Source organism: Janibacter sp. Soil728 (genome assembly GCF_001428305.1).
Classification (GTDB): Bacteria; Actinomycetota; Actinomycetes; order Actinomycetales; family Dermatophilaceae; genus Janibacter.
The window spans coordinates 361700-379212 of sequence record NZ_LMRZ01000001.1 but is presented as its reverse complement, the minus strand read 5'-3'; the positions used below and the strand labels follow the sequence as shown (position 1 = coordinate 379212).

16 protein-coding genes are annotated in these 17513 nt (G+C 68.6%); 3 read left to right on the top strand and 13 right to left on the bottom strand.

What is annotated here, in order from left to right:
• Positions 1-76 precede the first annotated feature (76 nt).
• The 9 genes from ASG73_RS01795 to ASG73_RS01755 all read right to left on the bottom strand — a co-directional run bounded on the left by ASG73_RS01795 (position 77) and on the right by ASG73_RS01755 (position 8728).
• Positions 77-1654, bottom strand: coding sequence for a DUF3352 domain-containing protein (locus tag ASG73_RS01795; RefSeq protein ID WP_156466098.1), 1578 nt, complete (start codon positions 1652-1654; stop codon positions 77-79).
• A gap of 102 nt (positions 1655-1756) precedes the next feature.
• Complete coding sequence (locus ASG73_RS01790) at positions 1757-2347, bottom strand: OmpA family protein (protein WP_055989906.1); 591 nt, start codon at positions 2345-2347, stop codon at positions 1757-1759.
• Entirely contained in the window at positions 2344-2925 is a 582-nt protein-coding gene (locus ASG73_RS01785; protein WP_156466097.1) for a hypothetical protein, read from the bottom strand. Before ASG73_RS01785 ends, ASG73_RS01790 begins: the two co-directional genes overlap by 4 nt.
• Positions 2926-3068: 143 nt before the next feature.
• Positions 3069-3515, bottom strand: a complete 447-nt coding sequence (rplI, locus tag ASG73_RS01780) for a 50S ribosomal protein L9 (RefSeq protein ID WP_055989901.1) — start codon at positions 3513-3515, stop codon at positions 3069-3071.
• Positions 3516-3545: 30 nt separating this feature from the next.
• Complete coding sequence (gene rpsR / locus ASG73_RS01775) at positions 3546-3782, bottom strand: 30S ribosomal protein S18 (protein ID WP_007925814.1); 237 nt, start codon at positions 3780-3782, stop codon at positions 3546-3548.
• Between the two features lie 95 nt (positions 3783-3877).
• Complete coding sequence (locus tag ASG73_RS01770) at positions 3878-4486, bottom strand: single-stranded DNA-binding protein (RefSeq protein WP_055989899.1); 609 nt, start codon at positions 4484-4486, stop codon at positions 3878-3880.
• A 78-nt stretch (positions 4487-4564) separates the two neighbouring features.
• Positions 4565-4852, bottom strand: coding sequence for a 30S ribosomal protein S6 (gene rpsF / locus ASG73_RS01765; protein ID WP_055989896.1), 288 nt, complete (start codon positions 4850-4852; stop codon positions 4565-4567).
• Between the two features lie 169 nt (positions 4853-5021).
• The gene (locus ASG73_RS01760) at positions 5022-6335 is read right to left on the bottom strand and encodes a DUF2029 domain-containing protein (RefSeq protein ID WP_156466096.1); all 1314 of its coding nucleotides are present in this window, start codon (positions 6333-6335) and stop codon (positions 5022-5024) included.
• Between the two features lie 17 nt (positions 6336-6352).
• Positions 6353-8728: a transglycosylase domain-containing protein gene (locus tag ASG73_RS01755; protein ID WP_055989890.1), complete on the bottom strand. Its 2376-nt coding sequence runs from the start codon at positions 8726-8728 to the stop codon at positions 6353-6355.
• 173 nt (positions 8729-8901) lie between these two features.
• Between ASG73_RS01755 and ASG73_RS01750 the strand changes: the two genes are divergently transcribed.
• Complete coding sequence (locus tag ASG73_RS01750; protein WP_235499327.1) at positions 8902-9510, top strand: PadR family transcriptional regulator; 609 nt, start codon at positions 8902-8904, stop codon at positions 9508-9510.
• On the top strand, positions 9507-10601 hold the full coding sequence (locus tag ASG73_RS01745) for an inositol-3-phosphate synthase (RefSeq protein WP_055989887.1): 1095 nt from the start codon (positions 9507-9509) through the stop codon (positions 10599-10601). Before ASG73_RS01750 ends, ASG73_RS01745 begins: the two co-directional genes overlap by 4 nt.
• A 151-nt stretch (positions 10602-10752) precedes the next feature.
• Here the strand turns inward: ASG73_RS01745 and ASG73_RS01740 are convergent, their stop codons facing one another.
• Positions 10753-11943: a cytochrome P450 gene (locus ASG73_RS01740; RefSeq protein WP_156466095.1), complete on the bottom strand. Its 1191-nt coding sequence runs from the start codon at positions 11941-11943 to the stop codon at positions 10753-10755.
• An 85-nt stretch (positions 11944-12028) separates the two neighbouring features.
• On the opposite strand from ASG73_RS01740, the gene ASG73_RS01735 reads away from it, so the two are divergent.
• Positions 12029-12247 (top strand): biotin/lipoyl-binding carrier protein, encoded by a 219-nt coding sequence (locus tag ASG73_RS01735; RefSeq protein ID WP_055989881.1) that lies wholly within the window; start codon positions 12029-12031, stop codon positions 12245-12247.
• 77 nt (positions 12248-12324) lie between these two features.
• Here ASG73_RS01735 and ASG73_RS01730 read toward each other — a convergent pair whose 3' ends face one another.
• The 3 genes from ASG73_RS01730 to ASG73_RS01720 all read right to left on the bottom strand — a co-directional run bounded on the left by ASG73_RS01730 (position 12325) and on the right by ASG73_RS01720 (position 17511).
• The gene (locus tag ASG73_RS01730; protein ID WP_156466094.1) at positions 12325-12612 is read right to left on the bottom strand and encodes a WXG100 family type VII secretion target; all 288 of its coding nucleotides are present in this window, start codon (positions 12610-12612) and stop codon (positions 12325-12327) included.
• 53 nt (positions 12613-12665) lie between these two features.
• Positions 12666-12938: a hypothetical protein gene (locus ASG73_RS01725; protein WP_156466093.1), complete on the bottom strand. Its 273-nt coding sequence runs from the start codon at positions 12936-12938 to the stop codon at positions 12666-12668.
• A 178-nt stretch (positions 12939-13116) separates the two neighbouring features.
• Positions 13117-17511: an FtsK/SpoIIIE domain-containing protein gene (locus tag ASG73_RS01720; protein WP_162253955.1), complete on the bottom strand. Its 4395-nt coding sequence runs from the start codon at positions 17509-17511 to the stop codon at positions 13117-13119.
• Positions 17512-17513 lie beyond the last annotated feature (2 nt).

The window sequence follows — 17513 nt, the reverse complement described above, 5'->3', positions numbered from 1 at the left end:
GCGCAGGGCACGTCGAAGGGGGCCGGCCGTCGCGGCGGGCCCCCTTCGACGGAGCGTGTCGAGCTGTCTCAGCAGGTCACTTGGTCGTCAGACGGAGCCGGTAGTCGGCGTGATCGCCCTCGCCGCTCATCGAGAACCCGACCGCGGACAGCGGCGCGAGGTTGGCCTTGGTCTCGTCGTCCATGTCGGAGCCGAAGGTCTCGACGATCTTGCTGACATCGGCGTATGCGACCGAGCCCGCCGTGTCGGCATCCGGGACTGCGTCCTTGAACGCATCAGAGTCGCCCAGGCCGGAGCCGTTGGCGATCTCGTCGGCATAGCCGGTGGTCGTCGTGACGACCGTGCGGTTGTCGCCGGCGTCCTTGACCGTCAGCTGCGGTCCGTTGGAGGAGGAGTCAGGGTTGATCGACCCGACGAGCGTGTCGATCAGGCCACGGTCGCCGTTGGTCACGAGGGCGACCTTGGGCTCATCGGCGTGCGGACCGAGCGCGAGGGTGGTCTCGCTCCCGACGGCCTTGGCCACGTCATCCGGGACGGACAGGCCGGTCTCGCTGGTGAAGGAGTCCAGACCGGACTGCCAGTCATCACCAAGGGCGTCACGGGCGGTCTTGTCGATGTCGGGCCAGGCCTTGCGCAGCGACTCGTCCAGCCCCGAGATCGAGAAGGCCGCGAGGGTGTCGCCCGGCAGATCGCCGATGGCGGTGCCGTCCCCACCCGGCACGCCGCCCTGCGGCAGTGCGTTGGCGACGCCAGCGAGCTCCAGCGTGGGCCCGTCGAAACGCAACGCCATCGCGTAGCGCCCCTGAGCCGGAGCGTTGCTCGTCATGCTCTTGCCCAGCATGCTGTCGAAGGCGCCCACCTGGGTGCCGTCGAGCCAGGCGGACGCGATGCCGTCCTCGCCCAGGTCACTCATGTCGTTGGCGAAGTTGGCGTTGTCCTGAAGGGACCCGCTCTTGGTGTCGTTGACGGCCTTGTCGACGACGGACTGCTCGTCGCCGCAGATGGCGAAGTCGGGCTGGACGGAGCAGTAGCCTCCATCGCCCGTCATCTTCGACAGACCCTGCTTGGCGGCCTCCTCGTCCGTGCTGGCCAGCGCCATGACCATTCCCGGCTCGCCACCGTCCGCGCTGGGCACCACGGCCATGCCGATGCGCTGACCCAGCCACGGCTCGACATCCTGGGCGTAGTCGACGCCCTCGAGCTCGCCGTCATCCTGGAGCGCCTCGAAGATCTCCTTGCGCAGGTCGCCATTCTCGTCGATGCCGCTCATGGAGTCCTTGGCCCCGGGGAACTTGCGGATGAAGCGGAAGGCATCAAGCTTCTGGTCCGCGGAGGGGTCGAGGTCGACCTTGGCGAAGGCGATCGAGTTGCCCGGTAGCGCGGCCTCGGGCTGGGGACCACCACCGTTGATCTTGCTGTAGGCAAAGACTGCGCCACCGCCGAGGAGGCCGAGAGAGAGCACACCTGCGGCTCCGAAGGCCCCCCACTTCAACGCCTTGTTGGATCGCGGCGCCTGCGGCGGCGGAGGCTGGTGGCCCCACTGCCCGGGCTGGTGCGGCTGGCCCTGGAAGGGGGCCTGGCCGTAGCCCTGCGGGGGATGCGGCTGGCCGTACCCGGGCGGGGGCGGCTGCTGGCCGTATGGCGGCATGGTCATGATGGTCTCCCCGGTCGATGCTGTCGTGTGGTGTCTTGACCAAGACCTTAAGGTTCTTCGTCACCATGCGACATGGGGAGGACTACCCACCGAAGGCGCCGGTCAGCCCGTGTAGCGGATCTCCACGCGACGGTTCTTCTCCCGACCCTCAGGATTGTCCTTGCCGCCGCTGTCGTTGGGTGCGACCGGGTCGCTCTCGCCCTTGCCGCTGACGCGCAGGACGAGGTCGTCCCGCTCGTCCTCGAGGACGTCGACTACGGCCTGTGCGCGCTTCTTGGACAAGGTCCTGTTGGCCGAGTCCGACCCCACGGAGTCGGTGTGACCCACGACCGAGACCTTCGCGCCCTTCGGCACATCCTTGGCCGCATCGACGACGGCATCGCTCGCCGACTCCCCGAGCTCGGACTTGCCGAACTCGAAGAGCACGTCGGTGTCGAGGCTGACGACCGTGCTGCCGCCAGAGGTCGTGATGTCCGGCTCGAAGGGCACGATGTCCGGCACGGTGATCGCTGAGATCTCGGGTAGGTCGATGGCCGTGCGGTAGGCGTCGACCTCATGGTCCGTGAGGGTCGGCAGGTTGTCGATCGTCAACGGCGCGTCATCCACGGCCCCCGCTCCCGCGGCTCCCATGACGACGAAGGGAGCGACGAGAGCGGAGGCGATGAGCGTCCGTCGGCAGTCTCGGGCTCTCATTTCGGCATCGGGATGTCTTCGATGGCCGGCGACTCCGAGGTCACCCGCAGGTCCATCTCGGTGACGCCGTCCCGCGGCAGCGGGAAGGCGGTGAACATGTAGACCGGCTGCCCGAGGGGAGCCGAGGCGGAGATGTCGTCGCTCGTGAGGTCCTCCACGTGCTTGTACTTCTCGAGGTTCTTCATGTCGATGAGGACGGGGGCGAAGGAGCTCCAGCCCAGGAGCTTGAAGGCCGTCTTGTCCTCGGTGCCCCGGCCCGTCCCGGTCAGGCGGAAGGTCGCCAGCATGACGTTGTCGTCCCGGCGCAGCTCGAGCAGCTCGACCTTCGTCTCGTCGACCGAGTCCTGGTCGACCGTGATCGTCTGCTCGGCGATCGGCTTCGGCGGGTTCTTCAGGTCGATCCCCGCAGCCTTGGCCCCGTTGGTGCTGGCGTCGCCGTTGACGACACCAGACGTCTGCGACGACGACGCGTCAGCGCCTGCGTCCCCATCGCTGTCGTCTGCCCCGAGCATCGAGCAGCCGGTGAGTGCCAGAGCCGTCGCGGCCCCCAGTGCCACGACACGTGTCCGCATGGTCATGTATTTCCCCCTGATAGTCGGTGTGCGGCCCTCACCCTAGGACAGCCTCCTTCGCCGGTCCAAGGGGAGCGCTCCCCACGCACGACGAAGGGGGAGGACCACCCGGTGAGGTGGTTCTCCCCCTTCGCAGGGATCGTGTCGGCTCAGCCGGCGACGACGTCGAGCTTGACCGTGGCCTGGACCTCGGGGTGCAGACGCACGAGCGCCTCCGCCGGGCCGACAGCCTTGATCGGGGTGGGGAGCTCGATCGTGCGACGATCGATCTCCGGGCCACCGCCGGCCTTGAGGGCCTCGGCGACCTCACGGCTGGTCACTGCGCCGAAGAGGCGACCGGACTCACCCGCGTGGGCGCTGACAGTGACCGTGCTCGACTCGAGGTTGCCCTTGATCGATGTGGCCTCCTCCAGCGACTTGCCGGCGCGAGCTGCACGGCCGGCGGCGAGCGCCTCGACCTGCTTCTGCGCACCCTTGGTCCACTGCTCCGCCAGACCGCGGCGGAAGAGGAAGTTGCGGGCATAGCCCGCCTTGACGTCGACGATGTCGCCGGCGGTCCCGAGGCCGGTGACCTCGTGGGTGAGGATGACCTTCATGTCTGCTCCTGTTTTCTTCGGCGCCGCGGATCAGCGGTTGGACGAGGAGTAGGGCAGCAGGGCCATCTCCCGGGCGTTCTTGACGGCGGTCGCGATACGACGCTGCTCCTGGACGGAGACGCCGGTGACGCGACGCGCACGGATCTTCCCGCGGTCGGAGATGAACTTGCGCAGCAGGTTCGCGTCCTTGTAGTCGATGTTCTCGACCTTCGCCGCCTTGAGCGGGTTGGCCTTCTTCTTGGGCTTGCGCACTACGGGCTTGGCCATCGTGGTGCTCTCCTTCGTGTTCACGAGAGCCCGAGGTTGATCCTCGGGATGGGGGTGTTGTCAGTGCCCGGCCGGAGCCGGGCGAGAGAGATCGATCAGAAGGGAGGCTCGTCGTAGCTGGGAGCACTGCCCCAGCCACCGCCACCCTGCGGGGTGCCACCCTGAGCGGGAGCTGCCGGAGCACCGCTGAAGCCGCCACCCTGCTGAGCAGGCTGACCGCCCTTCGCGCCGCCGGTCGCCCACGGGTCGTCCTGCTGGCCGCCGAAGCCGCCACCCGAACCACCCTGCTGGCCGCCGCCCCAGGAGCCGCCGCCACCACCTTGGGCGCCGCCACCTCGCTGGGTCTTGGTCACCTTGGCGGTGGCGTAGCGCATCGACGGGCCGACCTCGTCGACCTGCATCTCCATGACGGAGCGCTTCTGGCCGGTCTCCTTGTCCTCCCACGAGCGGGAGATGAGGCGGCCGGTCACGACGACGCGGGTACCACGGGTGAGGGACTCCGCCACATTTTCGGCAGCCTCGCGCCACACGGAGCAGCGCATGAAGAGCGTCTCCGCGTCCTTCCACTCGTTCGTCTGACGATCGAACGTGCGGGGGGTCGAGGCAACGGTGAAGTTGGCCACTGCGGCGCCACTCGGGGTGAACCGGAGCTCCGGGTCAGCCGTGAGGTTGCCGATAACGGTGATGGGGGTCTCGCCAGCCATGGGTTTCCTTCTCGATCGGGGATCGTCTCAGGTGAGTCCGTCGGTGAGCACCGACAGACCGGAGTCGAGGGTGAAGTCTCAGGCCTCGATGCGCATGAGCTTGGTCCGCAGGACCTGCTCGGAAAGACCCATCTGCCGGTCGAGCTCCTTGCTCGTGTCCGGCGTGCAGGTCAGGTTGGCGACGGCGTAGAGGCCCTCGGCCTTCTTGTTGATCTCGTACGCGAGACGACGACGACCCCAGTGGTCGATCTTGTCCACGGTGCCACCGTCAGTGGTGACGACGGTGAGGAACTTGTCGAGCAGCGGCTGGACGGCCCGCTCGTCGGTCTCGGGGTCGAAGATGACCATGAGTTCGTACTTACGCATGCTGATAACCCGCCTCCTTCGGTCTGGACGGTCACGGTCTCTCCGTGACAGGAGGGTTTGTGCATCTGTCCTCGGGCACATCATCGGACGACGACGTGCTACCGGGAACGCCCAAGGCTATCGGCTGCACTCCCTTCGCACCAAAGCGTGCCCCTGAGGACCGGACAGGTCAGAGGGTGGCGGGCTGCTGTGGACGAGGCTCCCGGTCCGGGAGGGGCTGGGGACGAGGCGCTGGGTCGACCGGGTTGTCGACCGGCGTGTACCAGACACTCCAGAGCAGGAAGCACCACGCGATGGCCCGGCCGAGGACGACGACCGCGTACCAGGCGGCCGGCAGGCCCTTGTCCGGGTCCGACGCCGCACCGATGTGCAGCCACAGCGCACTCGCGTGCACCGCCTCGACGGCGACGAAGCCCAGGTGGGTGCGCCAGGAGACCCCCGCGAGGATCGCCAGCGGCAGTACCCACAGCGCCGCCTGTACCGGGACCGAGGCGCCGGTGAGCGCCAGCACCGGGACGCTGAAGGCGGCGACCTGGGCCCAGGTCGCCGGCCGCCAGGCACGGCGGGCCATGACGACGGCCGCCCAGATCGCGCCGACCCAGCCGGCGAGGGCGAAGAGCGGGGCGACCCTGTCGGGAAGGGGGTGGCCCGCCAGCTCCGGGATGAGCAGGACCGAGCCGTAACCCGGCTTCTCCGACCACCACGCAGTCAGTGGACCCGTGACGATGTGTGGTGATGCCAGTACGAGCAGCACGACGATGCCCCCGGCGATCACGACAGCGGTCACGACGGTGCGTCTCGCCTCCGGGACGCGATCACGCCGCCGGGAGGCAACGAGGAGAGCGATGGCCACGAGCCCCACCCACGCGTGCCCCAGCAGGGCCAGCCCGAGGAGCACGCCCGCAAGGATCGGGCGCCGACGCGCATCGGCCAGCATCGCTGTCAGCACGAGCGTGACGACGACGAGGTCGGGCGAGATGAGAGCAGCGACGACGTGGATGGGCGACAGCGCGAGCTGGACCGCCAGATCGATCCGCTGCGGACGGATCAGAGCGACGCACCAGACGGCCACTGCGAGGCAGAGGGCGATGAGCACGGTCCAGATGACGACGTACCACCGAGTGGCATCTAGCCAGCCCGAGTCCGGCACCAACCCACCCAGTGCCGCCATCAGGCCGGACGTCAAGGGCATCTGGTCGAGGCGGATGTCGCCCGCGAGCCACCCGGAGAAGCCGCGCTCGAGCCCGGCGATCTGGTACTGGGCAGGCAGGTCGGAGAAGCACCCCCGCCAGAACTGGTCGTCGCCGTTCCAGCCGTTGGTCATGCAGTGCCCCTGACGCAGCACCGCCGCCGACATCGGCAGCAGCAGCAACGCCACGACGAAGGGGAGCAGCCGGGTGAGCGACCGCTCGCGTGGCGCGGCCCGTCGACCGAGCGGCCCACCGATCACCGCGCTGGCGTCGTCGGGCAGCAGGTCACGCACCGACCACTCGCGAGGCACTAGTCGGCCTGGTTCGCGCCGGGGGTGGGATCGCCCCGCGTCAGGCTCGGTGTCGGAACCGTGATCGTGGGCTCGCTGGTCGACGGCGGCGGCGGCGTCGAACTCGACGTTGGCGGCGTCTTGGTGGGGGGTGGGGTGGTCGACGTGCTGGTCGGGGTCGACGAGGTCTTCGTCGTGCTCGACGAGGACTTCGTGGTCGAGCTCGACGATGTCGTGGTCGAGGTGGAGGAGCTCGTGGACGTCGAGGAGCTCTTCGAGGTCGTCGAGCGGGGCGCGGGGGCCTGCGTCGTCGGACGGGGCGCGGGGGCCTGCGTCGACGTGATCGGCGCCGGCGCATTGCTCGGCCGGTCGGTCTGCGGCCGGTAGGTGACATTGCCGGCCGGCGGGAGGCTCTTGACCGGCTTCCCCTCGAGCGCTCCGATCATGTAGTCCGTCCAGATCCTCGCGGGGATGGTCCCGCCGGTGACCTCGGCGAAGCCACCGAGGTTGACCAGCTGGTTCTTCTCCACCAACCGCCCATCGCCCTTGTACATCCCGACAGCCGTCGCGAGCTGGCCGGGAGTGAACCCGTCGAACCAGGCCGCGTAGTTGTTGGAGGTCGTGCCGGTCTTGCCACCGAGCGGGCGTCCGAGGTCGGCGACGGTCGGGTAGCCGGTGCCACCCGGCTTGTCGACCTGGCTCATGGCCTGGATGGCATCGCGAGCGACGTCCTGGGGGAAGGCCCTGCGCACGTCCTTCTTGACCTTGTAGTCCAGCTCGTACTCGCCCGTGCTCTTCACCGAGGAGATGTAGTAGGGGGTGGCCCGTCTCCCTTCGGCAGCGATCGTCGCGTAGGCGTTGGCCATGTCGATGACGCGCACTGCGTCGGTCCCGAAGACATTGGCGGGCGTCTGCGACAGAGGCACCCGCTTGTCGCCGTCCCACCCGACGACGCCAGCGTCCTTGGCCGACGTGGCGGTCGACTTCGGCGTGACGGCGAGGTTGAGCTGCGCGTAGTAGGTGTTGATCGACTTCTGCGTCGCGGTGCGCATGGTGACCGGGCCGTAGGAGGCATTGCCGTAGTTGACGACGCCGCCATTGCGCTGGATCTCGGAGGTCCCCGCGCCGGTCGAGACGAAGGCCTTGTTGTAGTACGGGCTGGCACCGCTGTACGTGGTCGACAAGGGCAGACCCTTGCGCAGCGCGGCGATCATCGTGAAGGGCTTCATCGTCGACCCGGCCTGCATCTTGCCGTCGACCGCAGAGTTGAAGTAGCCGTACTTGCCCTGGCTGAACTTCGCTCCCCCGTACATGGCGCGGATGGCCCCGTCATTGGGTTGCACGGAGGCCAGGCCGATGTGCAGGTCCGAGGTCCGCTCCCCGGTGGGGCGGTGGCTCTTGACCGCCTTCGCAGCGGCCTGCTGCGCCTTCTTGTCGATCGTCGTGACGATCTTGAAGCCGCCACGGTCGATGTCGGCGTCGGACAGCTTCAGGCGGTTGCGCAGCTCGGTGCGTACCTCTTCGGTGATGAAGCCGATGTCATTCGACTTCGCGGTGTTCCGCTTGGGGGCCGTGGTCTTGGGGAACTCCTGGTCCTTCCGCTCCGCTGCGGTCATCCAGCCCTGCGAGACCATGCCGTCCAGGACGTAGTTCCATCGGCCGGTGGCGAGCGTGGTCTGCTCCTCGCCCAGCCCGGGGTCGTAGAGCGAGGGCCCGCGGATCACGCTGGCGAGCAGAGCGCCCTCGGCCGGGGTGAGGTCCTGGACATTCTTGTTGAAGTACGCCTTGGACGCGGTCTGGATGCCGTCGGCCCCGCGACCGAAGTAGATCGTGTTGAGGTAGTTCTCCAGGATCTGGTCCTTGCTCAGCTCGCCGTCGATCTTCACGGACAGCAGGATCTCGCGCCCCTTGCGGTCCAGCGTCTGGTCCTGGGTGAGGAAGTAGTTCTTGACGTACTGCTGGGTGATCGTCGATCCGCCACCACGGTTCTGACCGGCCAACGCACCGCTGATGGCGCGGAAGATGCCCTTGGGCGAGATGCCCTGGTTGTCGTAGAAGGACCGGTCCTCGGCGGCGAGGAAGGCGTGCTGCACCGGCTCGGGGATCTGGTCGAGCGGGACCGACTCGCGGTTGACCGTCGCGATCCGGTCCATCTCGGTCTTGCCGTCCGAGTAGTAGAGGACGGACGCCTGCTGGACGGCCCGGTCGTTGGGCTTGGGGATGTCGATCATCAGGTAGGCCGCGACCACCGCACCGATCCCGAGGGCCACGAGCAGGGCGAAGCCGATGAGGATCTTGCGCAGGATGCCGCGCTTGCCCTTGCGCCGTGCGCTCCGCGAGGACGACGGCCGTCGTCGAGAGCGCGATGCAGCGCTCGAGCGGGGGGATGTGGACATGCGGCACCTCGTGATACGGGGGAATCAAGACCTTGCCAAACAGTATGAGCGCAAAGCGCCACACCCAAACACTGCGAGTCGATGTATCCACCCGATACATCGAGTAGGCTCACACAGCACCGAGCACTTCTGACCTCTGGTGTGTGGCACCGACCTGAGCGAAGGGAGTGGACGTGCGCCGTCGCGAGATGCTCGAGTTCGCCGTCCTCGGCCTCCTCCACGAGGACCCCCTGCACGGCTACGAGCTGCGCCGTCGGCTCAACACCCGGCTGGGCGCCTTCCGCGCCCTCTCCTTCGGCACCCTCTACCCCTGCCTGGCCAGCCTGCAGGGGCAGGACCTGGTGAGCGTCGACCGTGACGAGCCGCGCTCCCCGAGCAGCCGACGACAGCGGATCACCTACACGATCACCGACGCCGGTCGGACCGCATTCGCCCAGATCGCCGGACGCACCGACCCGGGCAGCTGGGCCGACGACGCCTTCGACGTCCGGGTGGCCTTCTTCGCCCGCACCGAGCGCGAGGTCCGCCTGCGCCTCCTCGAGGGACGACGAGCCCGGCTGACCGAGCAGCTCGACGGCATGCGCACTGGTGAGGCATCCGTGCGCCAGGACCGATGGTCCGCGGCACTCGCGGCGCACGGCGAGGACGCCATCGAGCGAGCCGTCGCGTGGCTCGACGAGCTCATCGACGCCGAGCGGCGTGGCCCGCAGGCTCGGCCCGGCACCCTCAGCGACCCCTCCCACCCAGCTTTCAACCCGCCCCCCACCAAGGAGAACCCATGAGTTCAATCCGCGTCGCCATCGTCGGCGTCGGCAACTGCGCCAGCTCGCTCGTGCAGGGTGTCGTGTACTACAAGGACGCCGACCCGTCGGGCACCGTCCCGGGTCTGATGCACGTGAAGTTCGGTGAGTACCACGTCAACGACGTCGAGTTCGTCGCTGCCTTCGACGTCGACGACAAGAAGGTCGGCAAGGACCTCTCCGAGGCGATCAACTCCTCGGAGAACAACACCATCAAGATCGCCGACGTCCCGACGACGGGCGTCGAGGTCCAGCGTGGCCACACCCTCGACGGGATCGGCAAGTACTACGCCCTGACCATCGACGAGTCCCCCGCCGAGCCGGTCGACGTCGTCCAGACGCTCAAGGACGCCAAGGTCGACGTGCTCGTGTCCTACCTCCCGGTGGGTTCCGAGGAGGCCGACAAGTTCTACGCACAGTGCGCGATCGACGCGGGCGTGGCCTTCGTCAACGCCCTGCCGGTCTTCATCGCCTCCGACCCCGTGTGGGCCAAGAAGTTCGAGGACGCCGGCGTCCCGATCATCGGTGACGACATCAAGAGCCAGGTCGGCGCGACGATCACGCACCGTGTCATGGCCAAGCTCTTCGAGCAGCGCGGCGTGGTCCTGGACCGCACCTACCAGCTCAACGTCGGCGGCAACATGGACTTCAAGAACATGCTCGAGCGCGAGCGCCTGGAGAGCAAGAAGGTCTCCAAGACCCAGGCCGTCACCTCCAACCTCGATGGCCCTCTCTCCGGCGTCGGTGCGGACGACCGCAATGTCCACATCGGCCCGTCGGACTACGTGGCCTGGCTGGACGACCGCAAGTGGGCCTATGTCCGCCTCGAGGGTCGCGCCTTCGGCGATGTCCCCCTGAACCTCGAGTACAAGCTCGAGGTCTGGGACTCCCCCAACAGCGCGGGCATCATCATCGACGCGATCCGCGCGGCGAAGATCGCCAAGGACCGCGGCATCGGCGGCGCCCTGCTCTCCGCGAGCAGCTACCTCATGAAGTCCCCGCCGGAGCAGCGCGAGGACACCGAGGGCCGCGTCAAGCTCGAGGCCTTCATCGCAGGTACAGAAGAGCGCTGAGCGGAGCGTCGGGATCGGACCTGAGGGACGAAGGGACGCTCCTGACGTGCAGCGACAGCGCTCAATCAACACAGGAGCGCTGAGCCCTGGCTCCATCAGGTGGGCGGTTGGCGCGTACTCGCGGGTACGCAGCACCAACCGCCCACCTGTGTCAGGAGAGGGTGACGGGGAGCGCCTCGAAGCCGCGCAGCACCCAGGTGGGCCGGCGCGGTGGGGTGGCTGCCGGCGAGATGTTCGGGTACCGCTCGAGCAGGCGCCGCACGGTGATCTCCAGCTCGACCCGGGCCAACGGTGCGCCGAGGCAGAAGTGCCGGCCGAGGCCGAACCCGACGTGCGGGTTGGGGTCACGAGAGACGTCGAAGGCGTCGGCTCCGCGCTCCCGGCTGTCCCCGAAGACCGAGGCGTCACGGTTGGCCGAGCCCATGAGGCAGGCGACCCTCTCCCCGGCCTGCACGACGACACCTTCGATCTCCACGTCCTGGGTCGCGGTCCGCTCGAAGAGCTGCAGCGGGGCGTCGAAGCGGATCAGCTCCTCGAGGGCGCTGGCGACGCCGACCTCGCCCGAGGTGATCCGCGCGAGCTGGTCGGGGTGGGTGAGGAGCGAGCTGAGACCGTTGCCGAAGACGTTGACCGAGGCCTCGTGGCCCGCGTTGAGGAGCAGGACGACGGTCGCGACGAGCTCGTCGTCGCTGAAGCCGCCGGTGCCGTCCCGCTCGGCGATGAGGTCACTGACGAGATCGTCGCCCGGGTGGACCCGGCGCATCTCGATGACCTCCCGGGTGTAGGCGGCGAAGTCGGCGCTGGCGCGCACGGCTGCCTCGCGGGTGGCGTCGTCGACCCCCTGCTCGTACATGTGCACGATCGCCTGGGACCAGTCCCGCAGCCGGACGTGGTCCTCCCGCGGCACACCGAGGAGGTCGGCGATGACGAAGACCGGCATCGGCTCCGCGTAGGCGGCGAGGATGTCCACCGGCCCGGTCGCGTCGAGCCGCTCGAGCATGGAGTCGGCGAGCTCCTCGATCCGCGGGCGCATGCGCTCGACGTGGCCCTTGGCAAAGGCGCCGGCGAGCAGGCGACGCATGCGCGTGTGCTCCGGCGGCTCGTTCTCCATCAGCTGGTGGCGGTGGAGGGTGTTGAAGGGCTCCATCCGCTCGGCCGGCTGCCAGTCGGACCAGATCCGGCCCATGGCCCTGTGCCGCAGCGTGGCACTGACCGACGCGTGGGTCGTGGCCACCCACCGGCCGTCCAGCGCTCGGAGCACGGGTCCGGCCGCACGCCACTGGGCCAGCAGCGGGTAGGGGTCGTCCAGGAGCTCCCGCGCAGAGAGGTCGACATCGTTCATGGCAACCATCCTCGCCCAGCCGAGCCCGGCGCCCGAAGGAGGACCGTGCAGATGAGTCGGCACCGACTCCACTAACCTCGGTGGCATGGGTCACAGAGTCGAATCAGAGCTGGTCGCCAATGTCATCGCCGTGCACGTGGTCGATGACCAGACCGTCGCGGTGGGGGACGAGCTCGTCCTCCTCGAGTCCATGAAGATGGAGATCCCGGTCCTCGCCGAGCGTTCCGGCCGGATCCTCGAGGTCAAGGTCGCTGCCGGGGACGTCGTCCAGGAGGGTGAGGTCCTCGTCGTCATCGACGACTGAGCCTGCGAGCACGACGAAGGGGGCGGGTGCGACCGGGTGGTCGCACTCGCCCCCTTCGGGCGGGCTGGCGCGGACGCTCAGTCGCCGCTGTTGCCGCCGCCCGAGGCGCCCTTCTGCTCGTCGGCCTGCTGGACCGCGGTCCGGGCGTAGTCGGTCATCAGGTCCTTGGCGCTCTGGAGGGCCTTGATCGCGTCCTGCCACGAGGTCGCGAACTGCTCGGAGTCGTTGCCGTGCCAGTTGTCCACGAGCGTCGCCGCCTGCGTGGTGCCGTTGGTGATGGCCTCTTCGATCTTGCCGGACTGCTGCGTCAGCTGCCGCGCAACCTCTCGGATGCGGACCGGGTCCATTCCGTCAGTCAGTGCCATGTCAGTTCTCCTTCAAAAGTGTGTGTGGGGGGGTGAGCGTGATGCGGGCCGGATCAGGCGCCGGACACACGCCCCTGCTCGGTGATCTCGTGCCCCAACGTCGCGGTCAGGTGCTCGACCAGGGTCTTGGCCCCCACGAGCTGTGCACGGTGCTGGCCCTGCCACTCGGCGACGAACTTGTCCGAGTCGGGACCGTTCCACGCGTCGTTGGCCTCCTGCACCTGCGTGTCGACGCTGGTGATGACGGTCTCGAGGTCCTGCGCGAGGTTCTGCCACTTGGGCAGCTCGCCCTTGACGATGTCGAGGTTCATTCCGACGAAAGACATGATCTACTCCTGCTGTCGATAGGTGCTGATACGTGGTGTGTGTCTTCGGGCCATCTCCCTGCCCGACTGATGTCAACACTAGAGAAGGTGCGCAGCGAGGTACATGGGGAGAACTCCCCAGACATCGATGAATCCGATGTGCATGCGCAATACCGTTGGCGCACAAGGCTGCTCACCGTCACCGTGGCATCTCTGGAAGCGCCGTCTGGACGATCTGCGCCCTGCCTCGACGCACGAGTACCCCTCGCCCTTCAGGCATGACGACACGTGCGAGGGGCGGGAAGGTCGTCTTGAAGATCATCGACGACTCGGAACCGTCTGGCGCCAGCACGATCCCCGAACGCCCTCCCTTGACCAGGCCGGGCAGTCCCATGCCCGTCGTGAGCGCACTCGGGTCGGCCTCACCCACGACGAAGTGGTCGTTGTCGATGAGCGGCTTGATCGCGTCCTGCAGGGGCATCTGGTACGGCGGCGCGTTCAGGTCGTCCAGCTTTTCGATGACGAGCACCTGCAGCGGCGAGCTCTCGTCGAGCGCCCGCTCCTTGAGGAGCACGCACAGCTCCTTGATCTCCTCCTCGCGGGTGACCGCGGACGCGAGCTGCGGCATCGAGAGCATCTGCGAGTTGCGCCGCAGAGTGACCAGGTGCAGCTGCGCCGCCGGGTCCCAGAGCTTCACGGCCTGCACCAGCTGGATGAGCACCGTGGTCCGGCCGCTGCCGGGAGGTCCGGTGACGACGAAACCACCGTGCGGGTCGATGGTGACGGGGGCCAGGTCGTCCGAGCTCATCGCCAGCACCGGGAGACCGCCGACCTGTGCGGGCATGCTCGATGCGGGTACGACCTCCGGCAGGGAGGCGACCGGCGCTGCCGGGCGCGCTCCGGACTTGGCCATCGTGTCGGCGAACCCACGGACCATGCGCGACTGCTCTGACGCGTCCGGCGTCCCACCGAGGACAGCGACCTGCACCTCGCGCTTCTTGAACAGACCACGCCCCGGAGGCGAGTCCGGGGTGAGCACGTCACCCGGCACCCCGAGGAAGGAGTAGTCGTCCTCGGTCGCCATGCGCAGGACGAAGCGGGACTGGACCGACGAGCCCATCGACACCGGGAGACCGTTGCGCGCGTCGACCGACAGCACGAAGTGCACCCCGACCGGCCGCCCGTCGGACAGGAGGGCGGTGAAGGCGTCCAGCCACTTCATCAGGGCACCCGAGGACTCATAGGCGTTGCGGAAGGCGCTCAACCCGTCGACGAGCACGAAGATGCGCGGCTCGTCGGTCCGACCGGCGAGCTTGCGGTACTGGGTGATCGTCGTGGCATTGGCCTTGGAGTACCGGATAGCCCGCTCGTCGATGGTCTCGCGGAGCATCGTGATCAAGCGCTTGACGCGTTCTTCGTCCTGACCCGAGATGATGCTTCCGACGTGCGGCAGGTCCTCGAGCATGGCCAGACCCCGGTTCCCGAAGTCCAGGCCGTAGACATGGCACGGACCACCACGCACGGTGAACCCCGCGGCGATCGCGATGGTCCGCAGGAAGGAGCTCTTGCCGGCGCCCGAGGCCCCGAAGACGGCGAGGTTGCCCTCCACGTCGGGACGGAAGGAGATCGCCGGCTGGCTCTGCCGCTCCGGGTTGTCGGCGATGCCGATGACCAGCTCGTCGTCACGACGCTCCGTCGGCAGCTTGGCCAGCTCGTAGACCTCGGCGAGCTCCGACAACCAGGGCTTTCGGGGAAGCGGCAGCTGGGCCTCGACCCGGGCGCGTTCGACGGTGTCGACGACCCGCTGGATGTCCGTCGGACCCAGGTCGGCCTCCTCGTCACCCTGCGGCTTCGCCGGCAGCTCCCACGCCACGGGCGCGCCGAAGGCGAGGGTCGAGACGAGCATGTCCGGCGGGGGCGGCGTGTTGCTCGTCCACCCTCCGGCATACCCCGTCTGGAAGGGGACGAGCCGCCCGGGGCCGGACTTGGCCAGCGCGCGGCCGGGCAGGGCCGGATCGAAGTAGGCCGCGTCCGGGGTCCCGAGGACATCGGTCGAGTCGTCCGTGTCCGCCATGCGCAAGGCCATCCGCAGGTTGGTGTTGGCGCGCAGGTTGTCCTTGATGACACCGGCCGGCCGCTGGGTCGCGAGGATGAGGTGAATACCGAGGGAACGGCCTCGCTGGGCGATGTTGACGACGCCATCGACGAAGTCGGGAACCTCCTGCACCAGGGCGGCGAACTCGTCGACGATGATGATCAGGCTCGGTGGCGCCTCGACCTCACCGCGTCGCTCGAGCTCGATGAGGTCCTTGGCCTTGTACCGGGCGAGCAGGTGCTCGCGGTAGTGCAGCTCCGCCGACAGCGAGGCGAGCGCCCGGCGCACCAGGTGCGGCGAGAGGTCCGTGACCATGCCGACGGTGTGCGGCAGCTGGACGCAGTCACGGAAGGCCGAACCGCCTTTGTAGTCCACGAGGAGGAAGGTCACTCGCTGTGGGCTGTTGGCCGTGGCCATGCCGAGGATCCAGGCCTGGAGCAGCTCCGACTTGCCGGCGCCCGTGGTGCCACCGACGAGAGCGTGCGGGCCGTCGGTACGCAGGTCCACGCTGTGCGTGCCCATCGCGGACTGCCCGATGACGGCACGCAGCGAGCCCGGCTTGCGGTTGGGCGTGGGTGGCGCGTGCGGCCCGGTGAGGATCGAGCGATTTTCGTTCCACCTCTCGATGACGGCCGTCTCCGAGTGGGCGATCTCCGTGCCCACGAGGGCGAGGTAGGACACCGACCGTGGGATGTCCGAGTCGTCTCTGGCCAGCGCGCTGGAGTCGGTGATGGGCGCGAGCTGACGAGCGACCGTCACCGCATCACGAAGGGGGATGGGGTCCGCCTGCACGTCGGCGGCCAGCTGTGCCGGACCGACCCAGCCGACGCGGCACCGGCCGCCGTCCCCGACCTCGACGAAGGTCCGGCAGGCCGCCGGCAGCTGCTCGGTCACCGGGGAGACCCAGACGACGACGACCCCGACCTTCCACCCCGCCTCGGCCAGCTGGACGAGCCGGGCTCGCTCGATGGGGGCGTCGTTCTCGATGAGCACCACGACCGAGGGCCCGCCTGCGCCGGGACCGTCCTTGGCGCTCCGGCTCGCGACGAGCGACTCGAGCTGCTCCATGATCGCGGCACAGCCCGGCCTCGAGCTGGCCGTCTGCTGCACGTCGAAGGGGCTCTGCGGGGACGTGGCGTGCGGGACCCACTTCAACCAGTCCCAGTCGCGCGCCGATGTCGTCGAGGCGAGCGCGCAGAGGACGACCTCTGCGGGCGAGTGCGCGGACATCGTCTGCACGATGATCGAGCGAGCGAGCCCGAGCGCCGCCTCACGCGGGCCCGAGACACCGATCGCTCCGTCGAGGAGCGGGTGTGCCGTGACCGGGACGTCGGCGACCACGCCCAGGCCCTGCATCAGGGTGGACACCTCGAGCCAGGCCTCGGCCCGGCTGCGTCCCATCTTGGGCAGCTTGATCTCGCTGCGGCTGGGCCGAACCCCCAGGCCGAGTCGGTACTCGAGGTAGCCGGGCTCTCCCGGACGACGGGTCCACATGAGCGGGTGGTGGGCGGCGACGGCCTGCCCGAGCTCGGCCACTGCCGGGTGCTCCTGGCGGCGGGTGTCGTGCTCGCGGTCCAGCTCGGTCTCGATGTCCTCGACGAGGTAGCCGACGTCTTCGCGGAAGTCGACCATGGCCTCCTCGAAGTCGAGCCGCACGCGCCGCTTGGACTCCCAGGCGTTGGCCAGCATCATCATCGGCATCATGAGCATGAACATGATCGTGAAGCGCGAGCGGGTGATGGCGAAGAGCGTGGCGCCCATGAAGACGGGCACGATCATCATCGCGAGGGGGATGCGCTGCGGCTTGCCGCGCTCAGGCAGGTCCGGGACCTCGAACTGCAGGCCCTGGTAGACGGGGGAGATCCGCGGCGAGCGCGTGAAGGCCACGTCGCCCGACTCGGTCGTGGTCACTCCGGCCGCGGCGGTGCGCGTCGAGATCTCGAAGGTCGTGTCCCCGATCGTGAAGGCCTCGCCCTCGCGCAGGATGGCCCGGTCCACGTGCTCGTCCCCGACGACCACGCCGTTGGACGACCCGAGGTCGGTGACCTCCACGACGTCGGCGACGAGGAGCTTGGCGTGCTTGCGGGAGACGGAGGCGTCGTTGATCTGCACCTCGCAGTCCCGGCCGCGCCCGACGTGGGAGGTCCCGCGTTGCAGGGCGTACTCGCGTCCGGCGTCCGGTCCGGCGACGACCGTGGCGACCGCGATCGGTGCCTCGGTGTCCTGGTAGCCGGAGGAACGTCGGGTGACGCTCACGTGCGCACCCGAGCGCAGCCCCGACTCCTGCACCGTCGTGTGGGGGTCGACCGCGCGGAAGTTCTCGTTGACCAGCGCCAAGGTCGTCTGACCCAGGTCGGGCCTCTCGTAGCTGCTTCCGGCGCGCTGCCGCCGCGGGTCCGCGAGCACGAGGTGCTCGGCCAGGTCCCCGACGGTGGTGCGGCCGTCGACGGTCGCGACGAGGTCGGTGTCCTCGTTGTCGGACCCGCGGAGGGTGAACATCA

Excerpts from the sequence above, each read along its gene's own strand:
- rplI (WP_055989901.1), bottom strand. The coding sequence starts at position 3,515 with ATGAAGGTCATCCTCACCCACGAGGTCACCGGCCTCGGGACCGCCGGC.
- ASG73_RS01740 (WP_156466095.1), bottom strand. The coding sequence starts at position 11,943 with ATGAACGATGTCGACCTCTCTGCGCGGGAGCTCCTGGACGACCCCTAC.
- ASG73_RS01725 (WP_156466093.1), bottom strand. The coding sequence starts at position 12,938 with ATGTCTTTCGTCGGAATGAACCTCGACATCGTCAAGGGCGAGCTGCCC.
- ASG73_RS01735 (WP_055989881.1), top strand. The coding sequence starts at position 12,029 with ATGGGTCACAGAGTCGAATCAGAGCTGGTCGCCAATGTCATCGCCGTG.
- ASG73_RS01795 (WP_156466098.1), bottom strand. The coding sequence starts at position 1,654 with ATGACCATGCCGCCATACGGCCAGCAGCCGCCCCCGCCCGGGTACGGC.
- ASG73_RS01770 (WP_055989899.1), bottom strand. The coding sequence starts at position 4,486 with ATGGCTGGCGAGACCCCCATCACCGTTATCGGCAACCTCACGGCTGAC.
- ASG73_RS01755 (WP_055989890.1), bottom strand. The coding sequence starts at position 8,728 with ATGTCCACATCCCCCCGCTCGAGCGCTGCATCGCGCTCTCGACGACGG.
- rpsR (WP_007925814.1), bottom strand. The coding sequence starts at position 3,782 with ATGGCCAAGCCCGTAGTGCGCAAGCCCAAGAAGAAGGCCAACCCGCTC.
- ASG73_RS01730 (WP_156466094.1), bottom strand. The coding sequence starts at position 12,612 with ATGGCACTGACTGACGGAATGGACCCGGTCCGCATCCGAGAGGTTGCG.
- ASG73_RS01745 (WP_055989887.1), top strand. The coding sequence starts at position 9,507 with ATGAGTTCAATCCGCGTCGCCATCGTCGGCGTCGGCAACTGCGCCAGC.
- ASG73_RS01785 (WP_156466097.1), bottom strand. The coding sequence starts at position 2,925 with ATGACCATGCGGACACGTGTCGTGGCACTGGGGGCCGCGACGGCTCTG.
- rpsF (WP_055989896.1), bottom strand. The coding sequence starts at position 4,852 with ATGCGTAAGTACGAACTCATGGTCATCTTCGACCCCGAGACCGACGAG.
- ASG73_RS01790 (WP_055989906.1), bottom strand. The coding sequence starts at position 2,347 with ATGAGAGCCCGAGACTGCCGACGGACGCTCATCGCCTCCGCTCTCGTC.
- ASG73_RS01720 (WP_162253955.1), bottom strand. The coding sequence starts at position 17,511 with ATGTTCACCCTCCGCGGGTCCGACAACGAGGACACCGACCTCGTCGCG.